The sequence below is a fragment of the Streptomyces sp. NPDC096136 genome, assembly GCF_044763325.1.
GTDB lineage: Bacteria > Actinomycetota > Actinomycetes > Streptomycetales > Streptomycetaceae > Streptomyces.
In genome coordinates this window covers 24,463-40,376 of record NZ_JBIWFZ010000034.1, presented here as the reverse complement: position 1 = coordinate 40,376, position 15,914 = coordinate 24,463, and the positions used below count along the sequence as shown (strand labels likewise).

Annotated in this window: 18 protein-coding genes; 8 read left to right on the top strand and 10 right to left on the bottom strand. The window is 70.9% G+C overall.

What is annotated here, in order from left to right:
- Positions 1–8 precede the first annotated feature (8 nt).
- From ACIRBY_RS37230 to ACIRBY_RS37215, 4 genes are all read left to right on the top strand, one after another.
- Positions 9–269 (top strand): DUF6211 family protein, encoded by a 261-nt coding sequence (locus ACIRBY_RS37230; RefSeq protein ID WP_403909381.1) that lies wholly within the window; start codon positions 9–11, stop codon positions 267–269.
- Between the two features lie 34 nt (positions 270–303).
- A complete protein-coding gene (locus tag ACIRBY_RS37225) occupies positions 304–903 on the top strand; it encodes a hypothetical protein (RefSeq protein ID WP_403909378.1) in 600 nt (199 codons plus the stop codon).
- 350 nt (positions 904–1,253) lie between these two features.
- Positions 1,254–1,490: a hypothetical protein gene (locus ACIRBY_RS37220; RefSeq protein ID WP_403909375.1), complete on the top strand. Its 237-nt coding sequence runs from the start codon at positions 1,254–1,256 to the stop codon at positions 1,488–1,490.
- Positions 1,491–1,801: 311 nt separating this feature from the next.
- Positions 1,802–4,228, top strand: a complete 2,427-nt coding sequence (locus ACIRBY_RS37215) for a hypothetical protein (RefSeq protein WP_403909372.1) — start codon at positions 1,802–1,804, stop codon at positions 4,226–4,228.
- 8 nt (positions 4,229–4,236) lie between these two features.
- On the opposite strand, the gene ACIRBY_RS37210 is transcribed toward ACIRBY_RS37215, so the two are convergent.
- Positions 4,237–4,851 (bottom strand): J domain-containing protein, encoded by a 615-nt coding sequence (locus tag ACIRBY_RS37210; protein WP_403909370.1) that lies wholly within the window; start codon positions 4,849–4,851, stop codon positions 4,237–4,239.
- A gap of 245 nt (positions 4,852–5,096) precedes the next feature.
- Between ACIRBY_RS37210 and ACIRBY_RS37205 the strand changes: the two genes are divergently transcribed.
- A complete protein-coding gene (locus ACIRBY_RS37205; RefSeq protein WP_403909367.1) occupies positions 5,097–6,254 on the top strand; it encodes a hypothetical protein in 1,158 nt (385 codons plus the stop codon).
- A gap of 104 nt (positions 6,255–6,358) precedes the next feature.
- On the opposite strand, the gene ACIRBY_RS37200 is transcribed toward ACIRBY_RS37205, so the two are convergent.
- The 9 genes from ACIRBY_RS37200 to ACIRBY_RS37160 all read right to left on the bottom strand — a co-directional run bounded on the left by ACIRBY_RS37200 (position 6,359) and on the right by ACIRBY_RS37160 (position 12,719).
- A complete protein-coding gene (locus ACIRBY_RS37200; RefSeq protein WP_403909364.1) occupies positions 6,359–7,621 on the bottom strand; it encodes a hypothetical protein in 1,263 nt (420 codons plus the stop codon).
- A 270-nt stretch (positions 7,622–7,891) separates the two neighbouring features.
- Positions 7,892–8,269 carry a hypothetical protein gene (locus ACIRBY_RS37195; protein WP_403909361.1) on the bottom strand — a complete coding sequence of 126 codons (378 nt, stop codon included), beginning with the start codon at positions 8,267–8,269 and terminating at the stop codon, positions 7,892–7,894.
- Complete coding sequence (locus ACIRBY_RS37190; protein ID WP_403909358.1) at positions 8,266–9,837, bottom strand: caspase domain-containing protein; 1,572 nt, start codon at positions 9,835–9,837, stop codon at positions 8,266–8,268. The genes ACIRBY_RS37195 and ACIRBY_RS37190 overlap by 4 nt, the downstream gene beginning before the upstream one ends.
- Before the next feature lie 227 nt (positions 9,838–10,064).
- The gene (locus ACIRBY_RS37185; protein WP_403909355.1) at positions 10,065–10,244 is read right to left on the bottom strand and encodes a hypothetical protein; all 180 of its coding nucleotides are present in this window, start codon (positions 10,242–10,244) and stop codon (positions 10,065–10,067) included.
- Between the two features lie 54 nt (positions 10,245–10,298).
- On the bottom strand, positions 10,299–10,655 hold the full coding sequence (locus ACIRBY_RS37180; RefSeq protein ID WP_403909352.1) for a hypothetical protein: 357 nt from the start codon (positions 10,653–10,655) through the stop codon (positions 10,299–10,301).
- 114 nt (positions 10,656–10,769) lie between these two features.
- Positions 10,770–11,063 carry a hypothetical protein gene (locus ACIRBY_RS37175; protein WP_403909349.1) on the bottom strand — a complete coding sequence of 98 codons (294 nt, stop codon included), beginning with the start codon at positions 11,061–11,063 and terminating at the stop codon, positions 10,770–10,772.
- Positions 11,060–11,761 (bottom strand): DUF6303 family protein, encoded by a 702-nt coding sequence (locus tag ACIRBY_RS37170; RefSeq protein WP_403909346.1) that lies wholly within the window; start codon positions 11,759–11,761, stop codon positions 11,060–11,062. Before ACIRBY_RS37170 ends, ACIRBY_RS37175 begins: the two co-directional genes overlap by 4 nt.
- Complete coding sequence (locus ACIRBY_RS37165) at positions 11,758–12,444, bottom strand: hypothetical protein (RefSeq protein ID WP_403909343.1); 687 nt, start codon at positions 12,442–12,444, stop codon at positions 11,758–11,760. The genes ACIRBY_RS37170 and ACIRBY_RS37165 overlap by 4 nt, the downstream gene beginning before the upstream one ends.
- Entirely contained in the window at positions 12,441–12,719 is a 279-nt protein-coding gene (locus ACIRBY_RS37160) for a DUF6303 family protein (protein WP_403909340.1), read from the bottom strand. The genes ACIRBY_RS37165 and ACIRBY_RS37160 overlap by 4 nt, the downstream gene beginning before the upstream one ends.
- Before the next feature lie 227 nt (positions 12,720–12,946).
- On the opposite strand from ACIRBY_RS37160, the gene ACIRBY_RS37155 reads away from it, so the two are divergent.
- From ACIRBY_RS37155 to ACIRBY_RS37145, 3 genes are all read left to right on the top strand, one after another.
- Positions 12,947–14,065, top strand: a complete 1,119-nt coding sequence (locus ACIRBY_RS37155) for a hypothetical protein (RefSeq protein WP_403909337.1) — start codon at positions 12,947–12,949, stop codon at positions 14,063–14,065.
- Between the two features lie 77 nt (positions 14,066–14,142).
- Complete coding sequence (locus ACIRBY_RS37150) at positions 14,143–14,649, top strand: hypothetical protein (protein WP_403909334.1); 507 nt, start codon at positions 14,143–14,145, stop codon at positions 14,647–14,649.
- 449 nt (positions 14,650–15,098) lie between these two features.
- Positions 15,099–15,833: a hypothetical protein gene (locus ACIRBY_RS37145; protein WP_403909331.1), complete on the top strand. Its 735-nt coding sequence runs from the start codon at positions 15,099–15,101 to the stop codon at positions 15,831–15,833.
- Positions 15,834–15,914: the final 81 nt, after the last annotated feature.

Sequence of the window (15,914 nt, the reverse complement as noted above, 5' to 3'; positions counted from 1 at the left end):
CACCACCCATGGTAGACCCCGTAGACCCCCAGCCCTGCGATCAGGTACGACTCCACCCCCACGCCGCCCGCGCCAACGGCACCACCCCCGGCACTGTCCTGGTCATCGTGGACATCGTGGAGGGCCAGCCCGGCATGTACGAGGTGTGGCACCTGGACGACCACCCCGACCGCCAGGACTGGGCCGCCGCCATCACCCGCGACGACATCGCCAACCTCACCCGCATCACCGCCCGGGGAGACGCCCATACCTGGACCCTCTCCCCCTGACCCCCGCGGGCCCCGCCCGCCAGGAGCCTCCACCATGCCCCAGGGACCCGGCGACCGCCGCCGCCTCACCCGCGACGAGATCAGCGCGGCCTACGGCTACAGCCCCATGAAACTTAAGCGGCTCTGGGCAGACCGCGACAGCAACGGTCACCCGCCTGCCAAGAAGGCCGGCCGTACCCTCACGTGGGACGCCGAGGAATGGGAGCAGTGGGACCGCAACCGCCAGGCACTGATTGGAGTGGTGGAAGTCTCCGCGATCCTGGGCCACGCCGACCACACCTGGGCCAGCAAAGCGGCGGTCGCACCCCCCGAGGGATTCCCCGCCCCCATCGAGTGGAGTGACCCGGTTGCCCGCCGGGGCCCGCGATGGCGCCAGCAGGACATCGAGCACTACGCCGAGACCCGCACCCTGCCCAAACCGCCCGCCGGAGCAGGACGCCCCAGCGGGGCGCGCCACGGCACCGCCTACGTCGGCGACCCCCGCCTAGACCTCGCCCGCCAGGTCCTCGCCGAACACCCCGACGAACGACCCGCGCGCCACATCGAGCGTCTGCACGCCCTCATGCCCGGATCATCCGCCAGCACCTGGACCAAGATCCTCAAAGCAGCCCGAGACGAATCGGAGCCCCAGTGAACACCTGCCCGCGATGCGCCGGCCCTCTTGGCAACCGCCCCGCCTGCTCCCGCATCACCACACACCGCACCCTGGCCATCTGCACGCCCTGCGGCACTGACGAGGCCGCACGGGACCACGCTCAGCAGGCCCCCATCCCGCCCACCGAGTGGCCCATCACCCGCTGACCGCCCGGGCCCGCACCGATCGCCGGAGCGGGCCCAACAGGCCGTATGACAAGCGCACTAGGCGTCAACATCGCGCCAACTGGCCAGTCTTAAGTGTGGAATCGGGTCGACTTCTCAAAGAAAAACCCGCGGACACGCCAAAGGTAACGGACATTAACGTCCCGACCGCGTATGCTCTCGATCATGGCAGCACCCAGAGGCGTTCCGCACCGAGGCAAGTCCGACGCATTCCCGGCGGACAAGTCCATTCGCGCTGGCCTCATGCTGCACCCCGGCGAGCCCGTACGCAGGGCGTACGAGGACCTGGTGACCGAGAAGGGCATCAGCGGTGCCGAGGTGATCCGACAGGCCCTGATGGAGATGCACGAGAGGCACCGTCAGGCACACCCCGCTCGCAAGAAGTTGAAGGAGGCCGGGTGATCGCACCGGCCGCGTAACGGGTCTCGGCACTCCTACCCGATGACCTCTACGTGAGCCGCCCGGGTCTCAGCCCTTAAAGGATCCCCATCCCAACACTGAGACTCCGGGCCCTAGAAAAAGCACTCCAGCCGCCGTGTGCGCCGGTTTCCTAGGCCAACGCGCGGGGGCTTTCGTGCGTCCTCATAGCACCGAGGAGCTCTGCCATCGTAGCAGTGAGCCGCGGTGGTGGCACCGGCATGCCTCTAATGGGTGTGTCGCGCGCTCGACTTGTCGACAATGTTGACGGCGCCACCGCAGAAAATTCGGGCGTTTTGCCCGCAGAAGATCGGAATGCCCCCCAGGATCTGCGGGGGCTGGCCCACGACACCCTGAGGGCGTTCCTGGGCATTTACCACGAGCGCCGGATCCGTACGGCCGCCCCGGGGGCGGAGCCGGGCGAGTGGCTCAACGTCTATCCGCCCAGGACGGAGGACGCGGAGGCATGTGGCGGGTACACGCCCCTCTCGGGCGTGGACCTGGACCGGCCGATGGCCGCGCACCTGGGCATCCTCCGCTACGGCCGTCGTGGCCGGACCTACCGCCGCTTCCGGTTCATGGCGTTCGACCTGGACGCCAAGACCGTCAGCGCGGCTCAGGTGGCTGCGGACGCCGAGCTGTTGACCGCGGCTTTGCGCGCCGAGGGAATCGAGCCGGTGCCGGCAGACTCCGGCCCGACCGGCGGTGTCCACCTGTGGACCGGGTGCGCCGAGACCGTCGACCCCAACACCGTCTACCGCATCAACGCGGCCGCGAAGCGGCTGTGTCCCTCCCTGGACCCCTCGCCTCTCGGCAACGTCAAGGACGGGCTCGTACGTCCTCCCGGAGCGGCCCACCGCAGCGGCGGGTACAGCACCCTGACCCGCCACACCCCCGCCGAAGCCGCGCACCTTCTTGGGGCCGGATCCGCGCCGGCCGAGGCGTTCGAGCGCCTCGCCGTCCGGCTGGAGACCCTGGCCGCAGCCCTCCCGACTCCGGAGCCCGGCCCGGACCAGACGCCCCCCCAGTTGCCCCCCGGGGCACCCCCGCAGACCGGCGCGGACCCCTACGGCCACGACGGCCGCCGGGTGCCCCCCTCGATCGCGGCCCGGGGCCCGCGCGTGCGCCCGGTCGTCCGGGACGCCGCCGGGTGCCCCCGACTCGACATGCCCTGGCGGCCGCTCAGCGCGCGCACCCTTCGGTCACTGCACCGCAGCCCGCGCCGCCGAGAAGACCACTCAGCGCTGAAGCACGCCGCCGCGCGCGGCATGGCCATGTCCGGATGGACGCAGGCCGAGGGCCTGATGGCCGTGCGCGATCAGCAGGCGACACCGGCCCTGGAGTGGCTGCGCAGCGAGCGGCAGAGCGACGGCAGCCGCCGCCCGCGCAGCGCGCAGGAAACCGAAACGCTGTGGGAGCGGGTCTGGTGGCTGGCCGTTGAGGACGCCTCCCGGATGCCCCGCCGACCTGAGGACGACGGCCGCCAGGTGACGGAGTCCGACGAGGTACGCACCGCCGTCGCCGACCTGTTCGCCCGCATGCAGGCAGCGGGGGCCGCCCGTTGGCTGCGCCAGTCCGGTCCTGCGGACTGCGCCGTCCTCCTGGCTCTGGCGTGGCTCATGCTCACCTCTGGCAGCGTGGACATCTCGGCCAACATCCGCCGCGTGGGCGTGCTCGCCGGCTACTCCGGCCAGACCGCCGCCCAGGCCCTGTGGAGGCTCCACCGTGACGGCTGGATCCTCTTCACCGAGGAAGCCCAGCGCCGCGCCGGTAAGGCCCGCAGGGTCACTTTGGCGACCAGCCACGAGTGCCCTGAACACGACCTCCACCGCTGCGCCGTCTACGCCGTTTCTCCTGTTCATACGGGGTCTGACAGAACAGGAACGCCCCCGCCCCCCGCGCGCCCCGGCTTCTCTGCGCCCCCGTCTCCTGCGGCCGTCTGGGACGCTCTGACCCACTACCAGGCAGGTCTCTGGCACGACCTGGGCCACCATGCGGCCCGCACTCTGTGGACTTTGAAGGCTCTGCGCACTGCCACCCTGCCCCGGCTTGTCGAGGCCACCGGCTACCGCCCCCTCACGGTCCTGAAGCACATGTCCCGGCTCCAGAGCCTTCAGCTGGTGACAGCCCGTTCCCGGCGCCGCGGAGAGACCGTGTACGCCGCCACCAGCCGCAGCCTGTACGAGGCAGGCCAGGAGACCGGCAGCGCGGACCGCACGGCCCACCTGGCCACCACCGCCCGCATCGACCAGGCCCAACACGAGTGGTGGGCCGCTGAAGAGGAGTTCTGCTCACTGCCACACGACGAGCGGCCCGCCCGCGTCGCTCCGGACCAGACCGTCATCCCCGGCATGGACCCGCGAGGCCGCGCCTACCCCCGTGACGAAGACGGCCGCGCCGACCACGCCCGTGCCCGCCAGATCGAAGCCCAGCGGATCAACGCCACCGGACTCCTTGCCCGGGCCCGGGAACTGGCCCGCACCGGGGCGCTGATCGACCCCGCCCACCTCACACCCACCGCCGAAGCGACCCGCTCGACGGCGGGCCCCCTGGGGCGACGCGCGGCCATCGCCTCCCGCTACAGCTGTCCTCACTGCCACGCCCGCCCCGGTGACCGGTGCGTCATCCCCAGCGCCGCCGGCGACCGCCCGGCCGCCCGGTGGCACGCCGCCCGCCGCCGCAGGGCCCAGGCCCAGGCCGACGACGTGCAGGCCGGCAGGTGAGGCGCCGGTCAGAGCAGCCCAGCATCCCGCAGGATGGATGCCGCGCGCTCCAGCAGCTTGAAATCTTCCTCGCGACCCGGGTGCGCGTCGGGATGGCACGACTTGGCCGCCCGCCGGTGGGCGGTCTTCAGCGTTACCGTGCCGTCATCGGCCAGGCCAGCGAGCCGGAACAGGATCCGGCGGGCCTCAGCCGTGCCCATGTTGGACGTCCGCCGGTAGGCCCCCGAGTCCGAACCCGACCCGGAGGAAGACGACGTCCGTTGCCGCCTGGCCCGCTCGCGCGCCCGCTCCCGCTCGCGCGCCTGATGCTCCTCCCACCGGCGCCGCTCCTCCTCCTGCCGCCGCTGCTCCTCCCGCCATCGCTCCTCGGCCTGGCGGGCCCGGCGGGCCGCCTGCGAGCACCGGTTGGAGCACCAATACCGCGTCTGCCCCGCCCGGGACCGGGTCCAATGGAAGCCCTGCATGCAGTGCACGCAGTAGTCGAACTCCGGCGTCCCCGCATCGATGCTTTCCAGGCCCTTGCGCGTCCTGTAGGCGCGCTGCTTGCAGGCCGGCGAGCAGTACACCGACCTGCCCGTGACCCGCCGCGTGCACTGCCCGCACTCCCGCCGCTCTGCCACCATCCGGACCCCTCACCTCTCGCGCCGACCTAGAAGTAACGCGTTGGGGCAACGCGTTACCTACAAACGTAACGCGTTGCCCCAACGCGTTACGTTTCCCGCGCCGGAAGTTCCGGTGACGGGTCCTCTTCTTGGGCCCGGAGTTTTCGACTTATCGTTTCCGGTATGTCGGAAACCCTGTTGTGTGGGAGTGTGGGTGACGCCTAATCAGTACTCTGCGACCAACCACCGCAAGGCGAGGAGTCAGCGTGTCTGTCCAACCGGAACTAGTCCCCGACGACGACGCGGGCCCCGAGGTGCCGGAAGCCGGCGGCCAGTACGGCTATTGGCCCAATCCATGTGTTGTGTGCGGCGAGCGGATCGAGCGGGAAACACCGGAGTCCAACGGCGGCCGCACCCCCTCGTACTGCGGCCCCGCCTGCACCAATTCCGCGAAGGCGGAGCGGGCGCGTCAGCGCCGCTCGCCGGGCCTGCCCGGCCAGATTCTCCGTGCTGAGGAGCTCACGGACCGGATCGAGCAGGTGGCGGCCGGCCTGCGGGCCGAGCTGGGGCGGGTCTCCTCGCCGGAGGGCATCGAGGCCCAGGTGGCCGCCGCTCGAGCGGCGAGCGCCGGGGATGTGGCCGAGGCGAATTCGACGGCGGCTCGCGCCCAGGCGGAGGCCTCCGCCGCTCGGGCGGAGACCCGGAAGGCGCTGGACGAACGGGACGCCGCCACGGCGGCCGCCGCGCGGGACCGGCTGGCCCGTGAGGCCGCCGAGGACGCCGCCGAAACCGCAGTGCGCGCGGCGGAGGCCGCCGCCCGGCTCCAGGGGGACGCTGAGACGGCCCGCGATGATGCCGTACGCGCGGCAGATGCCGCCCGCCAGGCCCAGCGGACCGCCGAGCAGGCCGCGACGGAGGCCGGTGCGGCCCGCGATGCCGCGACGGCAGCCCAGGAGCGTGCCGAGGAGGAGAGGCGCGAGCTGGCGGCCGGCTACGCCCAGGCCATGGAGGAGACAAAGCGTGCACGAGGTGAGGCCGAGCTCGCCGGGGAAAGGGTGAGCACTGAGGCCTACCACAGGGCAGAGGCGGACAAGCGCGCCGACCGCGCGGAGGCGCGGGCGGAAGCCGCCGAGAACCGGACCACGCGCGCCGAGGCGCGCGCCGACCGGCTCATTGCCGATGCCCGGGCCGACGCCGAGCGCGCCGAGACCCGCCGCGACGAGGCCGACGCCGCCCGCACCCAGGCCGAGGAGAAAGCCAGCGCGGCCGAAGAGCGCGCCGAAACCCTCGCCGAAGAACTCACGGACAGGGCCCGTGTGATCGAGGAGCTTTCGGTGGCTCTGGCCGAGGCACGGCGCGCCGCTGCCGATGCGCAGCAGATTCCCGGGCAGATGGCCGTGGACGACAAGGCCGTGGGTACCTGAGGACCCACCGCCGGGTTCCCTTCCGGCGGCCCGGTGCCGACGGGAGGGAACCCGGCGGTGGCCGACCAGACAGGCGAAAGCCCGAAACGGGGGATTCGTGCCGGTCAGGGGCGGCGGCGGAGCCGCTCGGGCAGGGTGGGGACGTCGTCCCAGGCCACGAGATCGTCCAGGTACCGAGCCAGGGCCCGGCTTCCGGCGGTGTAGCGGTTCTGCCGCTCGATGATGTGCCGCGGGATCCGCCGGCGTTGGTCGTCGCGCACTTTGCCCCGCCGCATCGAGTGCCCGGAGTAGCGGGGCAGGCTCCGGCGCAGAGCCCGGCTGGCGAGCCGGCGCCGGGCCCTGAGCGCGTCGCGCCCCTCGGGGGTGAGGACCAGGGCGCCGAGCTCTTCGCGCGCGGCCGCCGTCGACAACAGGACGCGCTCTTCCGGTTCCAGAGGGCGGACGAGGTTCGCGGCGGCCGCGGCCCGGGCGATCGTGTTGCGGATGGTGCGGTCCCCGATCCCGCCCCTTCGGGTGTCGTCGGCCGGCGGGCGGCCCGCTTCCGTCAGCCGGCCGTTCTTGACCCGCCGCAGCAGGGGCCCGGACGTCTTGCCCTGGTCGGCGAGGACGGCTGACCAGGCCCGCCAGGCCGCGAGCGGGCACGTCTCGTCGTCCTGGGCCACGATCCGGATGACGTCCGTTGTCTTCCCGTGCGGGTTCGTCTTCGACAGCCGCAACAGGACGACCAGGCCGCAGAGTTCCACCGCCTCCCCGGCCACGGGGTCGGTCAGTCGTACCGCGGTTTCGGAGACGTCGCGGATATTGAGTGAGGCCGGCTCGGATGCGCGGCCTGCCATGTACCAGGCCAGGGTCAGGATCAGCGCGTCCCGCTTACCCTCCACCGTGGTCCGCTCGAGGGTGGCGAGCATGGCCCGCAGGTCCTCGCGGGTGCACTCCGTCGCCTGGAGGGCGTCCCCCTGCCCGTTGGGTTCCCGTGCCTCCTCCCGGCCACGGGCCTTGACGATTCCGTCGATCAAGGCACGCTCGGAGGGCAGCACGATGGCTCCGCGGTCCGCGAGCCGTTCGGCGATCGTGCTGGTGTAGACGTGGATCGTCTCGGCCGGGTGCTGCTGGCCGGCAAGCCAGGCCGCCCAGTCGGCGAGGGTGCCCGGATCGTCGTGGAGCCGCCCCCGCTCGCGGCACCAGGCCACGTAGCGGCCCATCCGCGACTCCCGGCCGCGGGTGGTGTTGCCCGGGGTGGCCGACGCGGCAAGGGCGAGCGTGGCCGCGTCGACTGCGTAGCCGTCCGGATGCAGGACCCGCCCCGGCGGCAGCTCACCCGGGCGCGGAGCCGGAAGGCCGCCGGAGCTGACGAGTTCGGCGGTCATCTCCCGTCCTCCCGCTCCTGCCTGGCAGGCACGGGCCGGGTGACTGGATCCGTCGAGCTGGCGGCGCATGTGGTCATCAGGCGGCCACCGCCCGGATGCGGTCCGCCTCGATCACGCCGAGCATGCTGGCCACGAGGGCGACCAACGCCAACCTTGTCCCCGGGTCCAAGTTCGACGGATTCCCGCCGATCCATACTGAATCCACCGAAGATTTCTCCCTAACTGCGTGGTGCTCCGTGGTTCCTTGGATGCCCGGTGCCCAACTTGATCTCACAAACCAGCTGGCGGGGTTTCCTCCGGGTAGGCAGATTTGAGTACATCTGCAAGTCGTCGGATCTGCGCAGGATCTTCAGTTCCCGACACCGTGATACGGGTGACACCAAGTTTGATTTCGACCCCACTTTCACCGGTTCCGTGGGACTTTACCCAGTTGGAGACACCTTGAATAAAACTCGGAAGCGCCATCGCGCTTGTGACGACAAGGGTTAGTATATCGAGACCGTCGCCGAGAACTCCGGTTGCCGGGGCGGAATTCTCCCACCGGATCCGCCCCAGTCGGCGGGTTTCCGGGTCGCGGACGAGGAATGTTTTCAGCTCCTGAAGGCTCTCGATTCCGTTCGAGTGGGTGATCTTGATTGATTCAGTCACGGTCTTCCTCTCCATCTGTTTGGCATGATTTCAACCCGGTCTCCGTCGCCACCGATTTGCCGTCCAGGAAGGGGAAATCCGCGCTCCCTGGCAGCCCGCTCAATATAGCGGTACAACGAATCCGTGTTAATCACCGAAGGTCCCTGCGGGATTCCTTCCGTGAGGGCTGCGATGAGGTGTCCGGTGAAAGTGGTAAATCGCTCACCGGACGGTGCAAGGGCCGCGGTCGTGGCGTTGGAAGCCGTCAGGACGCACGTGCCGTCGATGGCTGCGGCATCTGCCAAGTCCTCGGGTCCAAGAATGTCCAGCGCGGCCCCGCTGTAGCAGCTGTCCAGGATGACTACACGGCTGCTGATCTGGCTGTCCGCGATCTGGATGCGCAAATTGTTGAAGTCGAGCGCGGACCACTGGCGGGACCGGGAGGAGTCCGTCAGCCCTAGCATCAACCGTCCCCGGTCGGTCCAGCCATGCCCGGAGAAGTAGACGAGCAGGGCACCGCTTGCAGGGTCGGCGGTCTCCGCCGCCTCCTCGATTGCTTGGTGAATTTCTGTGCCTGATGTCGGATTGCTCACCAAGAAGACGCTTCTTTCGGGGATCCCGAGCCCACTTGTCATGAGATCCTTGAGTGAAGCGATATTGTTGGAAATGGAGGGGACTGCTTCCATCTTTGTGTAGGCTGATACGCCGATGATAACCGCCGCGCCATTCTGCCAGCAGCGAAGGGGGGAAGGTGTTTGGCGGTGATGATCGTCGAGGAATGCTGCAACTTCCCCGGCAGCCAGGAGATATTCCTTGATTTCTTCCTGCTTCCCGTCGGCCGGTACTGCTCTGCCGGAAAGCCAGGTGGAGACAACGGCGCGATTTATTCCCCCGAGGGCCTGCGCAAGCTCGCTTGTGGTGACTCCTGCATCCCTCATCATTCGTGCGAGCCACTGGCTGACGGGTTCATCGTCAGGAATATCTACTGCGGGCTTTGGGTTGGAGGACCAGTCATCGGGCCATCCGTCCCGTTTGATCGTAAATATTGGACGCGGGAGGCTTGCATTTTGCAACCAGCCGGGACGCGCGTTTTCTGCTTTGGCCAACTGGCGGACGTAGGCGACGTTTCTGGTCATCAAGGTCCGGCGGAATTGGCCACGGGCGTCCTCCAGGAGCAGCAAGCCGTAGCCGTCCTTGACGATCGGTACGCCGGCACGCAGGCAGAAGGTCTTGTACCGGTTGGCGCTGCCGAGTTCCTCGGGGGTCGCGAGCTCAACCCGACGTCGGATTAGCCAAACCTCGACGTCCGGATCGTGCGTCAGTGATGCCGGTTGCGCGTGCAGCGTGCCGACTCCCGATCGGTGCTCGGAGTAGGCGAGTTCCAGGTATGAAAGCCAGTTGCCGAGGTCCACGGGTTCGCCAGCCCAGGACAGCATGACGTGGATTGCGGCCAATACCTGCTCGTGTCGCTCTGGCGCGGGCGGCACGAAAGTGTCGTAGGGGCCGAACCACCGCTGCACGGTGGATTCCGCGAGTTGGTGACCGTGAGGAATCCGCATCGTCCGCGCCGCGAGGATAAGCGCGGACACCGACGCGCTCTTGCCCTGTTGACGGCGCGCCTCCCAGGCACGCCCACGCAGGAGACGCAGTTGGTTATGGAGGAGACCTCTGGCAGTCGCGCGAGACGCAGACTCGTCAGGCTCGGCCGACTCCCTCAGCCCGTACCGGTCCAGCGGTAGGCCGTATCCGCTTCCTGCCGGAAGGCCGGGTGCCCCCGAGTCCGTCATCTGCTTAGCCCCCTAGTGCTACCTGTGTGTTAAAAGTCTGCATCCCGGTCGATGTCCGCTGCCCGGTTCCAGCCCGCCTCAGCCAGCGCGTACAACTCGGGGTCGTCACACAACCCCTGTTGCAGCGCGCGGCCGACCGCCTCGACCACCGCGCCCATGGATGTCTCGCCCACCTCGGGCTGCATGACGGCCAGCTGGAGGGCCATCATGACGACCCAGGTATCTTGGCGCTCCGCCGTCGCCGACACGGTGGGGGCGTCCCCCTACCGGGTGTAGGCGTCCGTCATGAGCCGCACCGTGGCCGGGTCCGGCGCGGAGTCGGCCGCCGGAGGGCGGCCGGAATCGTGGCGGGCCCAGCCCCGTTCGGCCACCGCGTACAGTTCCGCGTCATCACGGACCCCTTCTTGCAGCTGACGCCCCCAGCCCTCCACCGCGGAGCCCATCGCCGTGCCGGCGAACGCGGGGTTGGTCATGACCGCCTGGAGCGCGAGGAGGACCGTCCAGGCGTTTCGCCGGTCCAGGGTCACGGTGGCCGGCGGCTGGTTCGCCCACCGCCGGTAGGCGGCGTCCATCAGCGCGATACCGGCCGCCTCCCGTTCCGCCATCGTCCTATCGGTCATCGCAGCCGGGCCCTTCCGTGGGGGTAAGTGTAGGAGTCCGTCCAGCACGGCGGGCGGGACGGGGCGGCGCGAGCGCCTCCCGTTGCCCCCGGCGGCCGGGCCTGTAGGCGTCGCTCACGGACGCTCCAGCGGTTCGACGGCGGCCCCGTCGATCATCTGCCCCGCTTCCGCCGCGTGCACGGCGCAGGCGGTGATGGAGGCGCCGGCCCGGTCCGTGATGCGGCGGGTGGCCAGCTCTGCGCACGGGGCGTCGAGCCGGTCATAGGGCCAGCGCCGCCCGCAGCCGGGGAAGGTGCACCGCGACCGGCCCGCGCTGGCCGCGAGGGTGGGCCCGTGCTCGGGGCAGATCCCCCAGGGGATGCCGCACAGCGGCGCGGTGTCCGGGACGCTCATCGGGTCGTCCGTCACCGTCGGCGCTCTTCTTGTACGTGGCGCGGGGACAGGAGTTGGTCCAGCACCGTGGGGACCCGCGGGGCGGTCGGGGGCAGCGCGAGCGCCTGACGCCGCTCCACCTCCGGGGGCGCGGCCGGCGGCCGGTCGTCGGGATGCCGGTCCACCCCCGCGGGCAGGGCGGCGGGACGCGCACGGCCCGCGCTCACGGCCGCCCGCGCGGCGGGCCCCGCGGGCAGGGCGAGGGCGGTCGGCGGCGGGGTGACGGCGGCCGCGCGGCCGGACGGCGCGGCCGGACGGCGCCGGGGCGCGGGCTGTTCGGCCCCGGCCCGGCGCGCGGCCGGCTCGGGTGCCGGGCGGGCAGCGGCCGCCGCCCGCTTCGGTGCCGCGGCCTTGTCGCGGACCTGGGCGCCGGCGCCGCCCCGGCGCGGGGCCGGGGGCGAGGCGACCGAGACCGCCCCCACCGGCATGGTGCCGACGAGGTCCACGCAGCGCGAGGGCGCCACCTCGGTCCAGGTCCAGGTCTGGCCCGGCCGGGCCGGCTCGAAGCCGAGCCGGGCGAGCGCGGCCGCCCTCGCCGCGACCGACGGGCCCGGGCCCGCCGGGAGGACGGTCGAGGGCTGGCGTGCGGCGGTCACGCCGGGCACGTCCACCCACAGCCGCCAACTCCCGTCGCTCTGCTGGAGCAGATGCGCGAGCAGCGGCCGCCGGCTCATCCCTTCACCTGCGCGGGAAGCTCGTTGTCCATGTCCAGCGATGCGATGCTGACGGCGTACGCGAACTGCCGGGCGGCGGCCAGGGCTTGCTCGGCCGCGCCGCTCGGGTCCTCGTTGCGCTGGGCGCTCTGGAGGATCAGGCATCCTGCGACGGAGGCCGTGTGCGTGGCGTCATCCAGGATTTCACCCGCGGTGTACTCCCCGGACGCGGTGAGCTCGCGCAACAGGGTCAGGCCCTCGTGCGGGTCGGCGTCCAGGGCTTCGAGGAGGTCGGCGCCGGCCCCCGCCAGTCCCATGGCCGCCAGCTGCGGTGCGCTGGGCAGCGGCACGGTGCCCGGTGCACCGTCGGGTGTCGCCGGATCGAGGCCGGAGACGACCAGATCAGCCTCTGCCGCCGCACACCGGGCCTGGAAAGAAGCCTGACTGCCCGCCAGTTCCCGCTCGACCGCACGGGGCCAGCGGGCGGCATCCTCGGCGTCGGCCGCGTCGAGCCGTTGGGCCGCCGTCATCGCCAGGGAGATGATTGGCCAACGGTTCACCGCCACCCCCTCCGCCGTCGAGGGCGCTTCGGCGATCGGCCGGTACACGGCGGCCGCCGCCTCTGCGCAGGCCCCCACCAGTTCCGTCAGGGCCAGGACGAGCCGGGCGTGACGCCGCCGCCGTGCCGGAGCCTCGGTCCTCATTCCCCCACCTCCGCGGGCTCCACGATGATTTCGCCGTAGATCTGAGGCTCGGCTGTGGTCTCCCACCAGGTCCAGCCCCCGGCGCGGGCGCTGGGGGAGATCGGCCGGTACCCGAGTGCGGCGAGAGCCTCCGTCCGGGCCGCCAGCGGAGGCAGCCCCCCGGATGCAGTCGGAGCCAGCTTCGCGGAGACGTCGACGTCACCCTGTCTGATCCACAAGCTCCACTCGCCCCCCGGGGCGAACTGGCACAGAGTCGCTGTTAGTACTTCAGACATACCGAAACACCATCTCCCGGACCGTCACATCCTGTGGCTGGCCCTCACGTTGTGTGTTTACCGATTTGTGCAGCGTATCGGTAAACAGGGGGTCGGCGTGCGCGAGATCCGCGAACCCGACCGGTACGCGTCCACTCGCCGGATACGGCCAATCCGATGGCCTCACAGGTGAGTTCTAAGACTGGATACCTTGATATCCACCCTTCGGGGATTTAGGGTCCCACGATATGGATCACTTCAAGCTCAAGGCTGCTGTGCAGCAGCACCGGGCGGAGATGCACGCCCGCCATCGGCGCATCGCCCTGATCGCCCGACAACTGCGCGAGGCCGAGGCCGACCGGGACCGCGCCGTGGCGCGGTTCGTGGCCCTCGGAGAGGAGCACGCCGGCGCCCGGCACGAGACTGGCGTACGGGCCATCGGCCGCGAACTGGGCGTCACCCACCGGGCCGTGACCGGCATGGTGGAGCGGGCCCGCACCCGCACCCCCCACCCCTCCGCCGACGCGCCCCTGATCCCGGTCCTCGGCGCCGAGGAGGCCCGCGCCTACGTCGAGTCCGGCGCCCTCGGCGACCTCACCCGCGTCCAGGTCGCCTTCAACCCGGCCGACATCGTCCTGGAATCCGGCCTCGACCCCTCCGTCTTCCCGGACCTGGGCGACCACGACGCGCCCAACATGCTCATCCACGGCGCCGACGGCGCCGTGATCGGCGTGGAGGAATGCCTGTCCGGCTACGGCGGCACCGGCCCGTCCAACACCGTCCGGCTGCTGAAGGAACTCGACTTCCCGGAGGACATCCGACGCGAGGTCTATCCCCACCGCTACATCGAGCTCACCCGATCCGGCGTCATCCGCGCCAGCGAGGAGAGCCTCCACCGCGTCGGCGGAGGCCTTGCCCTCTCCCCCGACGGCGGCCACTTCGTCGTCCGCGTCCGCGAAGACATGCCCCGCGCCGTCGCCGACTGGACCGCCGAGGTCATGGCCGAGCCCGCCAAATACCCCTGGGCCGCCGGCCCCCGGCGCGCCCGCGTCTACCTCGACCGGGCCGCCGCTGCCCCCCTCCAGGAGCCCTACCGGGTCTGGCGGGGAAACCACACCTTCACGGTGGTCATCGAACAGGGACGCCTCCAACTGTGGGTCGCCGCCTACCCCCCGTTCCGCTTTAACGACATCCTGTCGCGCGAGCAGCTCCTGGTCCTGGACGCGGCCGACCTGCGACCCGCCGACGTCGAACCCCGCACGTGGCTCGACCGCTTCATCCCCGCCCGCCGCGAGCGGCCCCCCTTCCTCGTCATCAGCGAGGACGGCCAGGACCTCACGTACCCCCCAGAGGGAAGCCCCCAGTAACGTCCCTGAAGGCACCCGCCTACCGCGATGACGCCCAGCCCCACCTTCCCCGACGCCTGCCCCAGGAGGCCCCCCCGATGTCCGAGAACTACACCGATCTCCACGACGCCCTCGACACTGCCACGACCCTGGATGACATCGGCGCCGTCATCCAAGATGGCGCGGTCCGACGCGGCCTGACCCCTGCCCAGCTACTCGATCAGGTCGCCCGCTCCGGCCGGGTAAACATCGGCACCCCGCCCGTTCCAGCGGTGCGAATCCTCACCAAGGCCGAGTACCAGCAGGCGTATGAACGAATGACCGGCTCGGCCAGCCGAAGCGGGAATCGTCTGGGGCGCGCGGCTTACGAGGTCCTCGATGAAACCCTCGCCGCCATTGGCGTTTTTGCTCCCGCTCCCCACCCCAACCCCGACACCTGCACGGCCCTCTACCTCCCCACCGATCACGAGGAGTTTGACCGCCACGTGTTCGCCCAGTGGCAGCAGTGCACCGACGAGCCGGGCCACGACGGCGACGAGCACGACAATGGGGAAGTGAACTGGGCGGACGGTATGCCCGGCGCGATTCCCGCCACTGCTCCGTAGACCCTGTCTCCGGGTTCTGGGCGTCGGGGGAGGCCTTGCCCTCTCCCGACGGCGGCGGCCACCGACGCAGACCAACCGCGTGAAACCGCGCGCTAGGCGCCGCCTCCACTACGCCCGATGAGGGCCGCCGCAGGCCCAAACCACGCCGACCCGCCACGGACCTGCGGCAACCCGGACGCACACCCTCAGGCATCGGTACTTGGCCGCGCAGACCAACCATGCGAAACCGCGCGGCCCTGAGGTACCGCCCCGCAAGGGGCCCTGAACAGCCCCACCGGCGGGGCTGGCACCTCCAGCCCCGCGCCAAGCGGCGCGCTCCCGCGACCTTGCAGGCGCCCTGGCATATGCCAGTTTCAGGAATCTGTATGCAGTTGTAGCTGTCTGTATACAGGCGCCGTAGAGTGGATTCCACCGCGCAAGACGGCGCACCGGAGTACGGGAGTGGACAGATGGCGATGACCCTGAGCCCCTACATCAAGCCGCGTGATCTCAGCGCCCGGGAGCTGGCCCGCTACCTGCGGGAGAACGGCCTTCCCGGCTACCGGACCGAGCGGGCCATCCGTGAACTGCGCGCCGGCCGCGCCGCCAACCGCCCCGTCGCCCCGGTGTTCCGCGGGTCCGCGCAGCGGCTGAGGGCGAGGATCGAGCGGCAGATGCGGGCGGAGATTGGGCGCCGAGGCGGTGAGACGGCCATTGAGGGCACCTACGAGACGGCGGTGGTCGAACTCGTGGACCGCAGCTCCGCCGAGCGCCTGTATCTGCTGCACGCCGAGGGATGGCGGCAGTACAGCAAGGCGTTCGGGGCGCGCCGGGCGTCGCTGTCCTACCTGTGCGGGCGCGACGACTCGGGAACGTTCGCCGTGCGGGTGCCGGGCACCGTCACCACCGTGGCCAACGCCCTGGCGTGGCTGGAGCCGTCCGAGGTCACCCGCGCCAAGGCCGCCGGGAAGCGCGTGCGCCGCCAGGGCGACGTGTACGCGGTCGAGACGGCGCGGGCCCACGACGGCAAGGGGGCACAGGACCTCCCCCCGGCACACGAGTGGCGGCCCCAGACCCGGACGCTCGTACACCGCCCCCAGGACGGCCGCAAGCACCGGCCGGTGCGGGTGGCCTTCCCCGCGCGGTTCGTCGTGCAGCGGGCCTACCAGATGGGGCGCTCGGGAGCGTTCACGAACGCCGACTAGGCCGGCGAGCGGCTTGTGTCGGGGGCACGGCGCGCTAAAGCGCCGCGCCCCCGGTGCTGGGCGCTCAGCCACCCCCAGACC